Below are 17,395 nucleotides of genomic sequence, written 5' to 3'. Positions count from 1 at the left end.
GCTGAAGCCAGTCGAAGATACCAGCTGGCTGCAACTGTTTATTAAAAACACAGCACTGTGCAAACACGAAAGTGGACGTATACGGTGTGACGCCTGCCCGGTGCTGGAAGGTTAATTGATGGGGTTAGCCGTAAGGCGAAGCTCCTGATCGAAGCCCCAGTAAACGGCGGCCGTAACTATAACGGTCCTAAGGTAGCGAAATTCCTTGTCGGGTAAGTTCCGACCTGCACGAATGGCGTAATGATGGCCAGGCTGTCTCCACCCGAGACTCAGTGAAATTGAACTCGCTGTGAAGATGCAGTGTACCCGCGGCAAGACGGAAAGACCCCGTGAACCTTTACTATAGCTTGACACTGAACATTGAGCCTTGATGTGTAGGATAGGTGGGAGGCTTTGAAGTGTGGACGCCAGTCTGCATGGAGCCAACCTTGAAATACCACCCTTTAACGTTTGATGTTCTAACCTAGGCCCATAAACTGGGTCGGGGACCGTGTCTGGTGGGTAGTTTGACTGGGGCGGTCTCCTCCTAAAGAGTAACGGAGGAGCACGAAGGTTGGCTAAGCATGGTCGGACATCATGCGGTTAGTGCAAAGGCATAAGCCAGCTTGACTGCGAGAGTGACGGCTCGAGCAGGTACGAAAGTAGGTCTTAGTGATCCGGTGGTTCTGAATGGAAGGGCCATCGCTCAACGGATAAAAGGTACTCCGGGGATAACAGGCTGATACCGCCCAAGAGTTCATATCGACGGCGGTGTTTGGCACCTCGATGTCGGCTCATCACATCCTGGGGCTGAAGTAGGTCCCAAGGGTATGGCTGTTCGCCATTTAAAGTGGTACGCGAGCTGGGTTTAGAACGTCGTGAGACAGTTCGGTCCCTATCTGCCGTGGGCGTTGGAAGATTGAGAGGGGTTGCTCCTAGTACGAGAGGACCGGAGTGAACGCACCACTGGTGTTCGGGTTGTCATGCCAATGGCATTGCCCGGTAGCTAAGTGCGGAAGAGATAACCGCTGAAAGCATCTAAGCGGGAAACTTGCCTCGAGATGAGTCTTCCCTGTCGCTTTAAGCGACCTAAAGGAACGTTTAAGACTAAGACGTTGATAGGCTGGGTGTGTAAGCGTAGCGATACGTTGAGCTAACCAGTACTAATGAACCGTGAGGCTTAACCTGACAACACCGAAAGTGTTTTGTCAGAGAGACGAAACGATAAAGTCAGCTTGTTCAAGATTAAATTACTGGCGACTCACCGAAAGGAGGGAGCGAGTAATAGACAAGAATTTGCTTGGCGGCCATAGCGCGGTGGTCCCACCTGATCCCATGCCGAACTCAGAAGTGAAACGCCGTAGCGCCGATGGTAGTGTGGGGTATCCCCATGTGAGAGTAGGGAACTGCCAAGCATTAAATAAGACGAGAAAGCCAACCCACTGGGTTGGCTTTTTTGCGTTTAGAAGATCGTATTTTACCTTGAGTCATGCTAACACTTTTTTATAGTTAAGTATCAATTTCAATAAGAGAGCAACTAAGTAATATTTTTACTCCATCGAGTAAACTGCTCTATACCAAGAGCCATTAATATATGGCAGAACCATGCACTATAGTTTTCAGGATGTTTTTCTACATCATGATAAAGCTCGTTTAATGAAATCCAACGATGATCCATAACTTCATCGGGATGACACTGTGGTGTTTTATCACTAAAGCCTAAAAAAAGATGATCAAACTCATGCTCAATAAGATCATCCGTGACTTTCTCATTATATAAAATCGTACCAATAGGTTGCATATCACACTGCATACCTAATTCTTCATTTAAACGCCGATGTATTGCTTGTGATAGAGGTTCATTGGGTAAAGGATGGCTACAACAAGTATTCGCCCATAGGCCACCAGAGTGATATTTAGTCAGTGCTCGTTGCTGGATCAACATTTGTTGCTTAGAATTGAAAATAAATAATGAAAAGGCTCTATGTAAGGCACCAGTAATATGTGCCTCCAGCTTGGGCATGGTTCCTAGCTCATTGTCATTTTTATCAACGAGGATCACGGCGTCTTTCACAAAAATCACCTTGGTAAAAATAAAAGAGAGTTATAACGCGAATATACCATGCATGTATATCAAATAATGGTTAATTGTGTTGTTCCTTTAATGGTATTAGTGGGTAACGCTACTGATAACATCATAATATAGTTGTTTAGTTTTCTAGGTTTAATTGAAGTTTTAAGGGAAATTATCTTCTTTACGATAAGCTATCTTGCCATTCTATAAAATTTATTATTTTATTAACATGTTGTTTTCTTTAAACTAAATAGAATATATTGATAATATCTATTACAGAGTTTACTAGATTCGAATTCTGATGAGGGGTAAGATAAATGTTAATTCTGCTACTTACTGTAGCAAAATCTAAATAAAGGAATTTAGTTATGTCTTCTATATTACCTCGCTCTGTAACATCCCCTAAAAAATTCTTTATTGGTAGTCAATTACTTGCTTCTGTTGGTAATTATATGAAAGATTTCGGAGATAATGCTTTTATTATCAGCGATGAATTTTTCCTAGAAAAAGTAAATAAAGAAGCTTTGTCATCAATTAAAGAAAATGGGCTATCTGGTTTCGTTGAAAAATTTAATTACGAATGTACAGAAGCTGAAGTGGATCGCTTGGGTAAGATTGTTGTTGAAAATAAAGCGAATGTTATTATCGGTATCGGTGGTGGTAAAACATTAGACGTATCTAAAGCGGTTGCTTATTATCATCACCTCCCTGTTATTTTATTCCCAACGATTGCTTCTACAGATGCACCTTGTACGGCACTTTCTGTTCTTTATAAAGAAAATGGTGAATTTGATAAATACTTATTCTTACCTCAAAACCCTGATATGGTGATTGCGGATACCGCGATTATTGCTTCTGCACCACAACGCTTCTTCTCTGCAGGTGTCGGTGATGCTTTAGCCACTTATTTTGAAGCACGTGCTTGCTATCAAGCTGATGGACTTAATTTAGTTAATCAACGTCCATCACGTACAGGTTTAGGTCTAGCACAATTGTGTTTTGAAATATTGAGTGAAAATATTGATAAAGCAATGGATGCTGTGCGCCATAAAATTACCACACAAGCTTTAGAGCAAACTATTGAAGCGACTATTTATTTAAGTGGTGTGGGGGCTGAAGCAGGTGGTTTAGCAGCCGCTCATGCGGTCAATAATGGTATGTCTGCAGTTGCTTCCTTACATCATGTGCAACATGGTGAAAAAGTGGTATTTGGATTATTAACACAATTAGTGTTAGAAAATGCGCCACAAGAAGAAATTGATGAAGTTATTCGTATTATCAAAGCGGCTGAATTGCCATTAACGCTTGAAGATATGGGAATGAAAGAGTTTATTGAAAGTGAATGGCGTAATGTAGCGAAAATTGCTTGTGCAGAAGGTGATACCATGGGCAATATGCCGATGAAAGTGACCGAAGAAGATGTCTACAACGCAATGATTGCAGCGAATGCATTAGCGCATCGCTATAAATAATCTCAAGTATTTTTTTAAATATCAAACCCCAAATAAATTGAATTTGGGGTTTTATTTTAATCTAAAGTTGGGTTCATCTGTGCCAAATCAAATGGTGTAATTTGATAAACATAATAATTTAGCCAATTTGCAAAGAGTAAATGACCATGACTACGCCAAGATACAAGAGGTTTTTTATTAGGATTATTATCGGGAAAATAATTTTCAGGTAGTTGTGGTGCTAATCCAGCTTTAACATCACGATGATATTCGTCAGCTAATGTATTGGGATCGTATTCTGGGTGACCTGTGGCAAAGACAACACGTTTATCTTTAGATGCGAATAGGTAAGCCCCTGCTTGCTCTGATGTTGCTAATATTTCTAAATCTGTATTTTGTTGAATAAACTCAACAGGAAAACCAGCATAACGTGAATGAGGAGCAAAGAATGTTTCATCAAACCCACGAGTCAGTAACGCGAAAGGATCACATGTTGTATGACGATATACCCCAGAAATTTTTTGTTTTAAGGTATATTTAGGTAAGTCATATAAAATATTTAGGCCTGCTTGAGCGGCCCAGCAAATAAAAAGTGTTGAAGTAACATGCTCTTTTGCCCATGTAATGATTTCTTTTATTTCTTCCCAATAAGCCACATCTTCAAATTCAACTAAACCTAATGGTGCTCCCGTTACAATCAAGCCATCAAAATTCTGTTTTTTAATTTGGGCAAAATCACAATAAAAAGTATCAAGATGCTCAACAGGTGTATTTTTGGGAACACGAGAATCAATACGCAATAATTGGATATCAATTTGTAATGGACTATTAGAGAGCAACCGTAGAAATTGATTTTCTGTTTCTATTTTTTTGGGCATCAGATTGAGTAACAGTACTTTTAAAGGACGAATATCTTGAATACTCGCTCTACTTGATGTCATGACAAAGACATTCTCATTGCGTAAACAACTCACTGCGGGTAGTTCGTCTGGTACTCTGATCGGCATCTCAATAACCTCTAAAAAACATCTAGACATCTAGAAGCCTGAATTTAGCCAATTCAGATCTAAAAGTCGAGGTGTAGATGCTGTATATGAAGAATATTCATATAAGTAAATGTTATAAGCCGATCTTTATGTGATCTTCGCACGATCTTAGTTTGTTTAATCATTCAACAAACCAAGATCACTCGAGTTATTTTTGAAATAGCCATTTTTATTCAGCCAAAAAACATTGGTGTAATCACATTGTTAAAAAATGTTTAAATAAAAATGGAATTCATTTTTGATTTTTGTAAAAACTGCATTAATCTTAATCAGGTGTGTAAAAGATTTTAGGGGAATGCAGAATGTCACAATCATTAACTACAGAAGCATTAAGCTTCACAAAACCTTTTGGAATAGCTGAAAAAGAGATATTAAATCATGATGTTGAGTCATTTTTGACTGATTTGGTCAGTCAGTTTTCAGAACGTCGTGACACCTTATTAGCAGAAAGAGAAATTTGGAAACAAAAAGTGGATAATGGAATGCTTCCTGATTTTATTTCAGAATCAGATTCCATTATAAACTCAGAATGGAAAGTGAATCCAATTCCTAAAGACTTGCAAGATCGTCGGGTCGAAATTACAGGCCCCGTAGATCGTAAAATGGTGATCAATGCATTAAATGCTAATGTAAAAGTATTTATGGCAGATTTTGAGGATTCACTTGCCCCGACATGGGATAAGGTTATTGATGGCCAAATTAATTTACGTGATGCTGTCAAAGGAACAATTTCCTACACCAATGAACAAGGTAAGTGCTATCAACTAAAAGCATCGCCTGCGGTGTTAATTGCTCGAGTCAGGGGATTACACTTGCCTGAGAAGCATGTGCTATGGCAGGGAAAACCTATTCCTGGGTGCTTGTTTGATTTTGCCTTATATTTTTACCATAACTATAAAGCATTACAGGCAAAGGGCAGCGGGCCTTATTTTTACATTCCTAAATTACAAACTTGGCAAGAGGCAAAATGGTGGAGTGATGTTTTTCATTTCACTGAAAAACGCTTCGGTTTAGCCAGCGGAACTATTAAAGCCACAGTATTAATTGAAACTTTACCTGCGGTATTTCAAATGGAAGAGATCTTATTCCATATGAAAGAGCATATTGTGGGCCTTAATTGTGGACGTTGGGATTATACCTTTAGCTATATCAAAACGTTGAAGAATTACCCTGATCGTGTGTTACCGGATAGACAGGGTATTACTATGACTCAACCTTTCTTAAGTGCTTATTCCCGACTACTTATTCAAACTTGTCATAAACGTGGTGCATTTGCGATGGGAGGAATGTCTGCTTTTATCCCCAGTCGCTCTGCGGAGCAAAATGGTGTCATTTTACAAAAGGTATTTGAGGATAAAGAGCTTGAAGCAACTAATGGCCATGATGGTACTTGGATAGCTCACCCTGGATTAGCCGAAACGGTGTTATCTGCGTTTGATGCGGTATTAGGAGAGCGAGCAAACCAACTTGATGTACAACGTAATGAAAAGATCACCGCAGAAATGTTATTGGCCCCTTGTGAAGGTGAAAGAACAGCAACAGGAATGAGAGCGAATATCCGCGTTGCTGTGCAATATATTGAAGCGTGGATCTCAGGTAATGGTTGTGTGCCTATTTATGGGCTAATGGAAGATGCCGCCACGGCGGAGATATCTCGAACCTCTATTTGGCAATGGATCCGTCATCAAAAACCATTATCAGATGGACAGATTGTAACAAAAGCGCTTTTTCGCAACATGTTGAAAGAAGAGCTGGAAGTTATTCGCCAAGAAGTGGGTGATACCCGCTTTGAGCAAGGTCGTTTTAAAGAAGCAGCGACCTTAATGGATGACATTACTACCCAAGATGAATTAGTCGATTTTCTGACTTTACCGGGTTATCAACTTTTAAATTAAAAAAGATACGTCATAACGTATTTATAAACTGCAAATATAAAACATCATCACTACCAGATTTATAGGAGTTATTTTATGTCTATGAGTAGATCAGAGCAGATTGCCCAATTAGAAAAAGAGTGGGAACAACCTCGCTGGAAAGGGATCAAACGTCCTTATAGCGCAGAAGATGTCATTAAATTACGAGGTTCCGTTAACCCTGAACATACCTTAGCAAGACGTGGTGCGCAACGGCTTTGGTCATCATTAAATGGTAAGTCGAAGAAGGGATATGTCAATGCATTAGGTGCTTTAACAGGAGGGCAAGCATTACAGCAAGCTAAAGCGGGATTAGAAGCCATTTATCTATCTGGTTGGCAAGTGGCGGCTGATGCGAATACTGCTGCCAGTATGTACCCTGATCAATCTTTATACCCGGTGGACTCTGTACCCAATGTTGTTCAGCGTATTAATAATACGTTTAGACGAGCTGATCAAATTCAGTGGTCAAATGGTATCGGCCCTCAGCATAAAGATTATATTGATTTTTTCCTTCCTATTGTTGCTGATGCAGAAGCGGGTTTTGGTGGTGTACTTAACGCATTTGAATTAATGAAAGCAATGATTGAGGCGGGTGCAGCAGGCGTTCACTTTGAAGATCAGTTAGCCGCAGTGAAAAAATGCGGTCATATGGGCGGAAAAGTCTTAGTACCTACGCAAGAGGCTGTGCAAAAGCTGGTGGCAGCACGTTTAGCGGCAGATGTTTCGGATGTTCCTACCTTATTAGTTGCCAGAACTGATGCGGATGCGGCCGATCTCTTAACTTCAGATTGCGATCCTTACGATAGTTCATTTTTAACTGGTGAGCGTACCGCTGAAGGTTTTTTCTGTACTCATGCCGGAATTGATCAAGCCATTAGTCGAGGGCTTGCTTATGCTCCTTATGCCGATTTGGTCTGGTGTGAGACTTCCACGCCGGATCTGAAAATGGCGGCTAAATTTGCCGAAGCGATCCATGATAAATATCCCGGTAAAATGTTAGCGTATAACTGCTCTCCATCTTTTAACTGGAAAAAGAATCTTGACGATAGCACGATCGCCCATTTCCAAGATGAGCTTTCTGCGATGGGGTATAAATTCCAGTTTATCACTTTAGCGGGTATTCATAGTATGTGGTTCAATATGTTCGATTTAGCGCATGATTACGCTAAAGGTGAAGGTATGAAACACTATGTTGAAAAGGTACAAGAAAAAGAATTTGCTGCACTATCGAAAGGCTACACCTTCTCATCTCATCAACAAGAAGTGGGCACCGGCTATTTTGATAAAGTGACGACGATTATTCAAGGTGGTATGTCATCTGTTACGGCATTAACTGGCTCTACTGAAGAGCAACAATTCTAGTCCTTACTGTGATGCACTTTTGTGGTGATAATTCAGGAGCAGGATGCTCCTCTTTTTCATGAGGTCAGTTGATGACAGCTGAAGACTTAGTCGCTCAAACGATCTTACAAGGCTTTGATGCACAATATGGGCGTTTTCTTGAGATAACGTCAGGTGCTCAATATCGTTTTGAGCAAGCAGATTGGCATGGTATTCAATTGGCGATGAAAGAGCGCATCCGCTTATACGATAATCATGTTGGATTAGTTGTGGAACAACTTAGATGTATCCGACATGATATTGATAAAGAAAGTGTTTTCTTACAAAAAGTCAAAGAGCGATACACACAATTATTACCTAACTATCCCCGTTTTGAAATTGCTGAAAGTTTTTTTAATTCAGTCTATTGTCGTCTATTTCATCATCGAGAGCTTAATAAAAAAAACTTATTCGTTTTTTCATCACAACCTGCGTATCGTTTTGCGCAAGCCCCTCGCCCTTTATCAAGAACGTTTGTTATACAAAGTGATTTACCCGCATTATTGCAAGATATTTTATCGCGCCTACCTTTGCGTTTACCGTGGCAAAATAAATCGCGAGATATTCAATTTATTTGCCAAACGCTCTATGCGCAATTTAGCCATGAGGAATTACAAAATGCGGTATTTCACATTGCTAATGAGCTATTTTACCGTAATAAAGCGGCATGGATGATTGGTAAGATAGCGATAAATAATCAATTTATTCCCCTGTTATTACCTATTCATAATATTGAACAGCACTTAGTTATTGATACCTGTTTAACGACAATAGATGAAGCCAGTATTGTATTTGGCTTTGCTCGTTCTTATTTTATGGTCTATGCGCCATTTCCCGCGGCATTAGTAACATGGTTACGGGATATTCTCCCTGAAAAGTCTATTGCAGAGCTCTATATGTCGATTGGTTGTCAGAAACATGGCAAAACTGAATATTACCGTGAATACCTTGCTTTTATGAATTTTTCATCGGAACAATTTATTGAAGCTCCGGGGGTAAAAGGAATGGTGATGCTCGTTTTCACACTGCCTACTTACGATAGAGTGTTTAAAGTGATCAAAGATAGGTTTGCGCCACAAAAAACAATGACTGCAGAGCGTGTCAAAGAGTGCTATCGCTTGGTGAAAGAGCATGATCGTGTTGGGAGAATGGCGGATACGCAAGAGTTTGAGAACTTTGTTATTGATAAAAAGCGGATCAGTAACGACTTAATGGCGATCTTAGAACAGGAGATCCCCAATAAATTAGAAGATCTAGGTGATAAGTTACTGATCAGCCATCTGTATATGGAACGCCGTATGACACCACTTAATATCTATATGGAGCAGTGTGACGATAAACAGTTAAAAGCCGTGGTTGAAGATTATGGCCAAGCACTTAAAGAGTTGATTGCCGCAAATATTTTTCCTGGTGATATGTTATTTAAGAATTTTGGCGTGACACGTCATCATCGAGTTATTTTTTATGATTATGATGAAATAAGTTATATGACAGATATGAATTTCCGTGCTATTCCTCCCGCTCGCTATCCTGAAGATGAACTTGCCAGTGAGCCTTGGTATAGCGTTGCTGAAAATGATGTTTTTCCTGAAGAGTTTCGTTACTTTTTATGTTGTGATAAGCAAGTATGTCATTATTTTGAAGCTCAACATCGTGATCTTCTTTCACCTGAATACTGGCAACAACAGCAGCAAAGAATTAAACAAGGGTATATTGAAGATGTTTACGCCTATCCACAAAGTAAACGTTTTATTGATAATGATATCAGTTAATAAAACAGAGTAATAAAGATAGATAATCGAATGATATATCTATCTTTATTGGGTAATAATTAAAGCATTAAATTAATGTTGAGCGCCAGCAACAGCTTCTTTTGCTAGCTCAGTAATACGTTGATAATCCCCTGCTTTCACGGCATCACTTGGAACTAACCAAGAGCCACCGATACAAAGTACACTTTCCAGTGCAAGGTAGTTACGGTAGTTTTCAGGCGAAATACCGCCGGTTGGGCAGAAACGTACTTGTGAGAATGGTCCTGCAATTGCTTTTAATGCTTTAACGCCACCATTAGCTTCTGCTGGGAAAAACTTAAATTCATTTAAACCGTAACTCATACCGAGCATTAATTCAGAAACAGTCGAGATACCAGGGATAAGAGGAATAGAGCCTGCTACCGCAGCTTTTAATAGCGCATCGGTTAAGCCTGGGCTAATGGCAAATTGTGCACCCGCTTCTGTGACTTGGGCTAATTGTTGAGGGTTGATCACTGTCCCTGCACCAACAATGGCTTCTGGTACTTCTTTAGCAATGCGACGAATAGCTTCAATAGCGCAGTCTGTACGTAGTGTCACTTCTAAAACTTTTACGCCACCGGCGACTAACGCTTTTGCGACAGGTACAGCTTCTTCAATATGATTAATAACAATAACAGGAACAACGGGCCCTGATTTTAGTACAGACTCTGCACTTGTATTCCAATGATTCATCTTTATCTTTCCTAATCAGAAATAATGAAGAGCAAATAAATAGGCTTGCTCCTCATTAGGCAATGAAAACTTTATGTATTAAAAATCAATACAGCAAGCACCTTGTTCAGCACCTGATAAATGGCGACGTAAATTAACGAACAACTCACGACCGCAACCGCTATTGTTTGCGCTGAGATCAGGTATTTCGGTTTGGCGAGCTTCTAAGGTTTGTTCATCAACTAAGAGTGTTAATTCACCTGTTTTGCCATTAACACGAATAATGTCACCATCTTGTACTTTTGCTAATAGTCCACCGTTTACCGCCTCTGGTGTTACATGAATAGCGGCAGGAACTTTACCTGATGCACCAGAAAGACGGCCATCTGTGACTAATGCCACTTTATAGCCTTTATCCATCAATACCCCTAAAGGAGGCATAAGTTTATGTAATTCTGGCATCCCATTGGCTTGGGGACCTTGATAACGCACAACGACTACACAATCTTTATTCAATTCACCGGCGCTAAATTTAGCGGCAATATCATGTTGGCTATTAAACACAACAGCAGGTGCTTCAATAATTTTATTTTCATCAGGCACCGCCGACGTTTTCATCACTGCTCGACCTAAATTACCTTCCATCACCTGTGTTCCGCCGTGTGAAGAGAATGGCTTATTGATATCGGCAATCACATCTTTATCTAAAGATTGTATTGCCCCTTCACGCCAATCAAGTTTACCTTCATTTAGCCAAGGCTCTAAGGTATAGCGTTCAATACCAAATCCTGCCACCGTATTGACATCGCGATGAATTAAGCCTTTTTTCAGTAATTCACGAATAATAAGAGCAAGGCCACCTGCCGCTTGGAATTGGTTAATATCTGCCGGACCATTAGGATAAATACGAGCAATTAATGGCACAACTTGTGATAATTGAGAAAAATCATCCCAATTAATCGTAATGCCCGCCGCCCGTGCCATTGCCACTAAATGCATGGTGAGATTTGTTGAGCCACCTGTGGCTAACAGCACAATAATACCGTTAACAATCACCTTTTCGTCAACTAATTGACCAATAGGTAAATAATTCCCCGAGTTTTCTGTTAAGCGTACAATTTGTTTTGCTGCCGCTTCTGTTAATGCTTCACGTAATGGAGTATCTGGGTGAACAAAAGAGGAGCCAGGTAAATGTAAGCCCATTGCTTCCATCACCATTTGATTTGAGTTTGCTGTACCATAAAAAGTACAAGTTCCCATACTATGGTAAGAGGCTGCTTCTGCTTCTAATAAAGCATTACGATCGACCTTGCCTTCTGCATACAGTTGGCGAATACGCACCTTTTCTTTATTGGGTAAACCACTGGTCATTGGACCTGCAGGGACAAAAATTGCAGGCAGATGACCGAATGACAGTGCTGCCATAGTAAGCCCTGGAACGATTTTATCGCAGATCCCTAAATAAAGGGCGCCATCAAACATATTATGAGATAACCCTACAGCTGCAGACATGGCAATAACATCGCGACTTAGCAGTGATAGCTCCATTCCATCTTGCCCTTGTGTCACACCATCACACATCGCAGGCACACCACCAGCGACTTGACCTACAGCACCAACAGTATGCAATGCCGCTTTAATTTTTTGTGGATAATCTTCATAAGGTTTATGAGCGGATAACATATCGTTATACGCAGTAATGATGGCGATATCATTATGAACCATATTCTTAAGTAAATTTTTATCTTCACTTTGACAGGCGGCAAAACCATGAGCCAAATTACCGCAAGCTAACTGGGCACGGTGTACGGTTTGGCTTTTAGCAGCTTCAATTTTTTTCAGATAAGCGCGACGAGTTATTTGTGAGCGAGCAACAATACGTTCAGTCACTTGTTGTACGGTTTCGTTTAATGCGGCGAAGTTGTTCTGAAACTGGTCATGATTTTTCGGGTTCATAATAGTGCTTCCTTTATTCACACAGGGTGACGGCATTACTTATTGCTATAAGAAAAAATATAAGCGCTTAGCAATAGCTTGTTACCGGTAACATTGTTACGGGTAACAAGCTCAGTTGCAATACTCTTAAATCAAGCTTAAACAACATCTGTGATCGATATCAATTTTTTAAGATGATAAGTAACAGTTTTTTAATATTTAACGGCTAAAAATGAAAAAAAACGATTTTTGCATAAGCTGAATCGTTTTATTTAAGGAGAAGCCTTCCTAATTTGTACATAAATAAATAGAAAGGCCTAGCTGGGTTAACTTTTTACACCACCATATTCACGGCTGATCTGCTTAGCCGCTTTTATCACCAGTGCACCTAATTCCGTAATGCGTGAATCTGTCATTCTAGATACGGGGCCAGAGAGTGAAATAGCGGCAAAAGGCTGGTGGTGTTCATCATAGATACAAGCGCCAATACAACGCAAACCTAATGCATGCTCTTCATCATCAAAAGAGAAACCTTGTTTACGAGCTTGTTCTAAATTCTCTTTTAATGCGGAAGGTAAGGTTTTGGTATAAGGGGTATAGGCCATCAGACCTTTTTTCTGTAAAAGGGGGAGTAACTTATTTTCCGGTAAAGTGGATAGAAATGCTTTACCTGCACCAGATGCATGCATTGGCAACTTGCCGCCAATTGGGGCAGACATTCTCATTAATGCATTACATTGTACTTGGTCGACAATCACCGCATCAAATTCAACTTGATCAAGAATAGCCAAATTAACGGTTTCACCAGAATCTTCCATTAATTGACGCAATATAGGGTGCACCATAACCAGTAGGTTACGGGTTTGCAGAAAGCTACTACCGACAATAAAGGCATGAGTGCCCACTACCCATAAACCTAAATCACCTACTTGGCGTACAAAACCATGTTGTTGCAAAGTAGTAAGTAAGCGGTGAGTAGTGGAATTGGGTAGTCCTGCTTGAAAAGCTAAATCAGTTAAAGCAATACCGCCTGGAGATTCGGAAATATATTCCAATAATGTTAAGCCACGGCTTAATGACTGAACGGGGCCACCTTGTGCAGTACTTTGAGTTACGGGTGTTTTTGGCTTACGAGCTTTTTTATTGGTAGGGGAGACGGTCATACTTACACTCCAGAAATACTGTCCATATTATCCTCTATTATGACCTATATAACGTAATAAAACTCCTCTGATCTGTATATTTTTCAAAACAAAGCATATGAAAACAAATATTGATGTTATCGGGTTATGGTTAGGTGAAAATCTCTCATATTCCTCTTAGGAATCTTTGCAAAGAGATATGATAGGATAAAAAAACAACGAACTTGCTATATAACGAAAATAACAACAACACAATATTCTTTGGTAGAGGAAGCAATGTGACCATGATAACTCAGCAGCTTACGCAAGCATTAGCCAAACGGATCTTAGTCCTTGATGGCGCAATGGGAACCATGATCCAGCAATATCAGCTGGCAGAAGAAGATTACCGAGGTGAACGTTTTGCCCATTGGCAATGTGATGTTAAAGGGAATAATGACCTTTTAGTCTTGACGCAGCCGCAGATCATTACTGAAATTCATAATGCTTATTTTGAAGCCGGTGCAGATATCGTCGAAACAAACACCTTTAATGCAACCTCTATTGCCATGGCTGATTATCAGATGGAAGGGTTATGTGCAGAATTGAATGAAGAGGCAGCTAAACTTGCCAGAGCCTGTGCTGATAAATGGAGTGCATTAACGCCAGATAAACCACGTTATGTTGCAGGGGTATTAGGGCCAACCAATAGAACAGCATCCATTTCTCCGGATGTTAACGATCCCGCGTTTCGTAATATCTCATTTGATACATTGGTGATGGCTTATCGAGAGGCGATCTGCGGACTCATTAAAGGAGGGGTGGATTTAATTATGGTGGAAACCATTTTTGACACCCTAAATGCTAAAGCGGCTATTTTTGCGATTAAATGTGAGTTTGATAATCTTAATATTGAATTACCGGTGATGATCTCAGGGACTATCACTGACGCGTCAGGTAGAACATTAACAGGGCAAACCACAGAAGCCTTTTATCACTCACTACATCATGCCGACGCGTTATCATTTGGTTTAAATTGTGCGCTAGGTCCAAAAGAATTACGCCAATATATTCAAACTCTCTCCCAAATATCAGAAACTTATGTCAGTGCTCACCCTAATGCTGGCTTACCTAATGCCTTTGGCGGATATGATTTAGATGCCAGCGAGATGGCGGAACAAATCAAGGAGTGGGCGCAAGCTGGGTTTCTTAATATTGTCGGTGGTTGTTGTGGCACAACCCCTGCCCATATTCAGGCTATTGCTCAAGCGGTTGATGGCATAGCACCTAGAACATTACCTGTCATTAAAAAAGCCTGTCGACTCTCAGGTCTTGAGCCTTTGGTCATTGATGATAATTCGCTGTTCGTCAATGTGGGGGAACGAACGAATGTGACGGGTTCGGCTAAATTTAAACGTTTAATAAAAGAAGGCAATTACCAAGAAGCCCTTGATGTTGCTCGTCAGCAAGTTGAAAACGGTGCTCAAATCATCGATATCAATATGGATGAAGGCATGTTAGATGCGATAGAAGCAATGACACGTTTTCTTAATCTTATTGCGGGTGAGCCCGATATTGCCAAAGTCCCAATTATGATTGACTCGTCAAAATGGCAAGTCATTGAGGAAGGATTGAAATGTATTCAGGGTAAAGGAATAGTCAATTCGATTTCGATGAAAGAAGGGGAAGCCCTTTTTATTGAGCATGCAAAATTAGTTCGTAAGTATGGTGCTGCAGTTGTTGTGATGGCATTTGATGAAATAGGGCAAGCAGATACTCGAGAGCGAAAAATAGAAATTTGTCGGCGTGCGTATCATCTATTAACTGAAAAAGCCGGATTTCCACCAGAAGATATTATTTTTGATCCCAATATTTTTGCTGTAGCAACGGGTATTGCTGAACATAATAATTATGCGGTTGATTTTATAGAAGTTTGTGCGGATATTAAATCTCAACTGCCTTATGCTTTAATTTCTGGCGGTGTTTCTAATGTGTCATTCTCTTTTCGGGGCAATGATCCCGTTCGGGAAGCGATCCACTCCGTTTTTCTCTATTACGCTGTAAAAAATGGTATGGATATGGGGATTGTCAATGCTGGGCAACTCGCTATTTATGACTCATTACCGGATGAACTACGTAATGCGGTAGAGGATGTTATTTTAAATCGCCATGCAGAGAGTACTGATAATTTACTGGCACTCGCAGAGCGTTATCGTGGTACTAAAAGTGAGGAACAGCACTCTACGCTTGCGCAATGGCGGCAATGGGAGGTCGAAAAGCGCCTAGAGTACGCGTTAGTGAAAGGGATCACCGAATTTATCATTGAAGATACCGAAGCGTGCCGCCAACAAGCTTCGAGTCCTATCGAAGTGATAGAAGGGCCATTAATGAATGGCATGAACACAGTGGGCGATCTGTTTGGTGAAGGTAAAATGTTTTTACCACAAGTAGTAAAATCGGCACGGGTGATGAAACAGGCCGTAGCTTACCTTGAACCTTATATTCAAGCGACAAAAAAAGCAGGCAGCTCGGCAGGAAAAGTGTTACTGGCGACAGTAAAGGGAGATGTCCACGACATTGGCAAAAATATTGTCGGAGTGGTGTTGCAATGTAATAACTATGAAATTATCGATCTGGGGGTCATGGTACCTTGCGATAAAATCTTGCAAACAGCCATTGACGAAAATGTTGATATTATTGGATTGTCTGGATTGATCACCCCATCACTGGATGAGATGGTGAATGTTGCTAAAGAGATGGAAAGACGCGGTTTTTCTCTTCCTTTAATGATTGGTGGTGCGACAACATCGAAAGCGCACACGGCAGTAAAAATTGAACCTAATTACAGCCACCCAACAGTTTATGTGCAGAATGCGTCAAGGACGGTCGGGGTGGTCGCTGCATTATTATCGGCCACACAAAAGGCTGATTTTGTCGCTAAAACACGCCGTGAATATGAAGTGGTACGTCAGCAGTATGCGAGAAAAAAACCGCGTACGCCTCCCGTTTCCTTAGCGACAGCTCGTGCCAATGCATTACAGCTTGACTGGCAACACTATACGCCACCTAAGCCGAACCAATTAGGGGTACAACAAGTTACAGCCAATATTGAAACTTTACGTGAGTATATCGACTGGACGCCTTTCTTTATGACTTGGTCATTGGCGGGGAAATATCCACGTATATTAGAAGATGAGGTTGTCGGAGAAGAGGCGAGACGCGTTTTTGCAGATGCGAATGCCATGTTGGATAAACTCAGTCGTGAAAAATTACTGACGCCGAAAGGTATCGTTGGTTTATTCCCTGCTAATCGCTTTGGTGATGACATTATTATTTACCAAGATGAAACGCGACAGCATGAGCTATTACGTTGTTGTCATTTACGCCAACAAACAGAAAAAAAAGAGTACCCTAACTATTGCTTGGCAGACTTTATTGCTCCTGTGGATAGTGGTCTTGCTGACTATTTTGGTGCTTTTGCAGTTACCGGCGGTCTAGAAGAAGATGCACTCGCTAATGAGTATGATAATGCTCATGATGATTACAATAAAATTATGGTAAAAGCGCTATCCGATCGTCTTGCAGAAGCTTTTGCCGAATATTTGCATCAACAAGTGAGAACCAAGATTTGGGGTTACAGTCCTGACGAAGCGCTCTCTAATGACGAGTTGATTAGAGAAAAATATCAAGGAACACGACCTGCACCGGGATATCCGGCTTGTCCTGAGCACACAGAAAAAGCAAAAATTTGGCAACTGTTAAATGTAGAAAATCGCATTGGTATGAAGCTTACTGATGCTTATGCGATGTGGCCGGGGGCTTCGGTATCGGGTTGGTATTTTAGTCATCCTGAAAGTAAATATTTTGCCGTCGCTCAAATTCAAAAAGATCAGGTGGAAGATTACGCCAAACGTCGTGGTATGAGTATGAGTGACGTTGAGCGTTGGTTAGCCCCTAATTTAGGTTATGAGCCTTAATTAAACGGTATCTGAAGATTGTAATAATGTAATAAATAACAAGGTGATAAT

10 protein-coding genes and 2 rRNA genes are annotated in these 17,395 nt (G+C 40.6%); 7 read left to right on the top strand and 5 right to left on the bottom strand.

Translation table 11 applies throughout. The features are described 5' to 3' along the window. A 23S ribosomal RNA gene (locus tag GWI58_RS05195) occupies positions 1–1,167 on the top strand; the annotation flags it as partial. Positions 1,168–1,278: 111 nt separating this feature from the next. After that, positions 1,279–1,394 (top strand): 5S ribosomal RNA (rrf, locus tag GWI58_RS05190). 122 nt (positions 1,395–1,516) lie between these two features. Here rrf and idi read toward each other — a convergent pair. After that, positions 1,517–2,062 (bottom strand): isopentenyl-diphosphate Delta-isomerase, encoded by a 546-nt coding sequence (gene idi, locus GWI58_RS05185; protein WP_004245930.1) that lies wholly within the window; start codon positions 2,060–2,062, stop codon positions 1,517–1,519. A gap of 359 nt (positions 2,063–2,421) precedes the next feature. Here idi and GWI58_RS05180 point away from each other — a divergent pair, with 359 nt between their 5' ends. After that, the gene (locus GWI58_RS05180; protein ID WP_004245929.1) at positions 2,422–3,525 is read left to right on the top strand and encodes a glycerol dehydrogenase; all 1,104 of its coding nucleotides are present in this window, start codon (positions 2,422–2,424) and stop codon (positions 3,523–3,525) included. 56 nt (positions 3,526–3,581) lie between these two features. Here the strand turns inward: GWI58_RS05180 and metA are convergent, their stop codons facing one another. Continuing rightward, the gene (metA, locus tag GWI58_RS05175; protein ID WP_161768968.1) at positions 3,582–4,511 is read right to left on the bottom strand and encodes a homoserine O-acetyltransferase MetA; all 930 of its coding nucleotides are present in this window, start codon (positions 4,509–4,511) and stop codon (positions 3,582–3,584) included. 341 nt (positions 4,512–4,852) lie between these two features. On the opposite strand from metA, the gene aceB reads away from it, so the two are divergent. From aceB to aceK, 3 genes are all read left to right on the top strand, one after another. Beyond that, positions 4,853–6,445 carry a malate synthase A gene (aceB, locus tag GWI58_RS05170; RefSeq protein ID WP_161768967.1) on the top strand — a complete coding sequence of 531 codons (1,593 nt, stop codon included), beginning with the start codon at positions 4,853–4,855 and terminating at the stop codon, positions 6,443–6,445. A gap of 75 nt (positions 6,446–6,520) precedes the next feature. Beyond that, the gene (gene aceA / locus GWI58_RS05165; protein ID WP_004245925.1) at positions 6,521–7,828 is read left to right on the top strand and encodes an isocitrate lyase; all 1,308 of its coding nucleotides are present in this window, start codon (positions 6,521–6,523) and stop codon (positions 7,826–7,828) included. A gap of 71 nt (positions 7,829–7,899) precedes the next feature. Continuing rightward, positions 7,900–9,618, top strand: a complete 1,719-nt coding sequence (gene aceK, locus GWI58_RS05160; protein WP_161768966.1) for a bifunctional isocitrate dehydrogenase kinase/phosphatase — start codon at positions 7,900–7,902, stop codon at positions 9,616–9,618. Positions 9,619–9,690: 72 nt separating this feature from the next. Here the strand turns inward: aceK and GWI58_RS05155 are convergent, their stop codons facing one another. The 3 genes from GWI58_RS05155 to iclR form a co-directional block, all read right to left on the bottom strand. Continuing rightward, positions 9,691–10,332, bottom strand: a complete 642-nt coding sequence (locus GWI58_RS05155; protein ID WP_004245923.1) for a bifunctional 4-hydroxy-2-oxoglutarate aldolase/2-dehydro-3-deoxy-phosphogluconate aldolase — start codon at positions 10,330–10,332, stop codon at positions 9,691–9,693. 78 nt (positions 10,333–10,410) lie between these two features. After that, positions 10,411–12,267 (bottom strand): phosphogluconate dehydratase, encoded by a 1,857-nt coding sequence (edd, locus tag GWI58_RS05150; RefSeq protein ID WP_094959378.1) that lies wholly within the window; start codon positions 12,265–12,267, stop codon positions 10,411–10,413. A 305-nt stretch (positions 12,268–12,572) separates the two neighbouring features. Beyond that, positions 12,573–13,409 carry a glyoxylate bypass operon transcriptional repressor IclR gene (gene iclR / locus GWI58_RS05145; protein WP_094959377.1) on the bottom strand — a complete coding sequence of 279 codons (837 nt, stop codon included), beginning with the start codon at positions 13,407–13,409 and terminating at the stop codon, positions 12,573–12,575. 263 nt (positions 13,410–13,672) lie between these two features. Here iclR and metH point away from each other — a divergent pair, with 263 nt between their 5' ends. Further along, positions 13,673–17,344 carry a methionine synthase gene (metH, locus tag GWI58_RS05140; protein ID WP_094959376.1) on the top strand — a complete coding sequence of 1,224 codons (3,672 nt, stop codon included), beginning with the start codon at positions 13,673–13,675 and terminating at the stop codon, positions 17,342–17,344. The last annotated feature ends 51 nt before the right edge of the window (positions 17,345–17,395 follow it).

This window comes from Proteus sp. G2674 (genome assembly GCF_009915195.1).
Lineage (GTDB): Bacteria > Pseudomonadota > Gammaproteobacteria > Enterobacterales > Enterobacteriaceae > Proteus > Proteus mirabilis.
The sequence above is the reverse complement of the archived record's forward strand: the minus strand, read 5'-3'. Positions and strand labels throughout refer to the sequence as shown.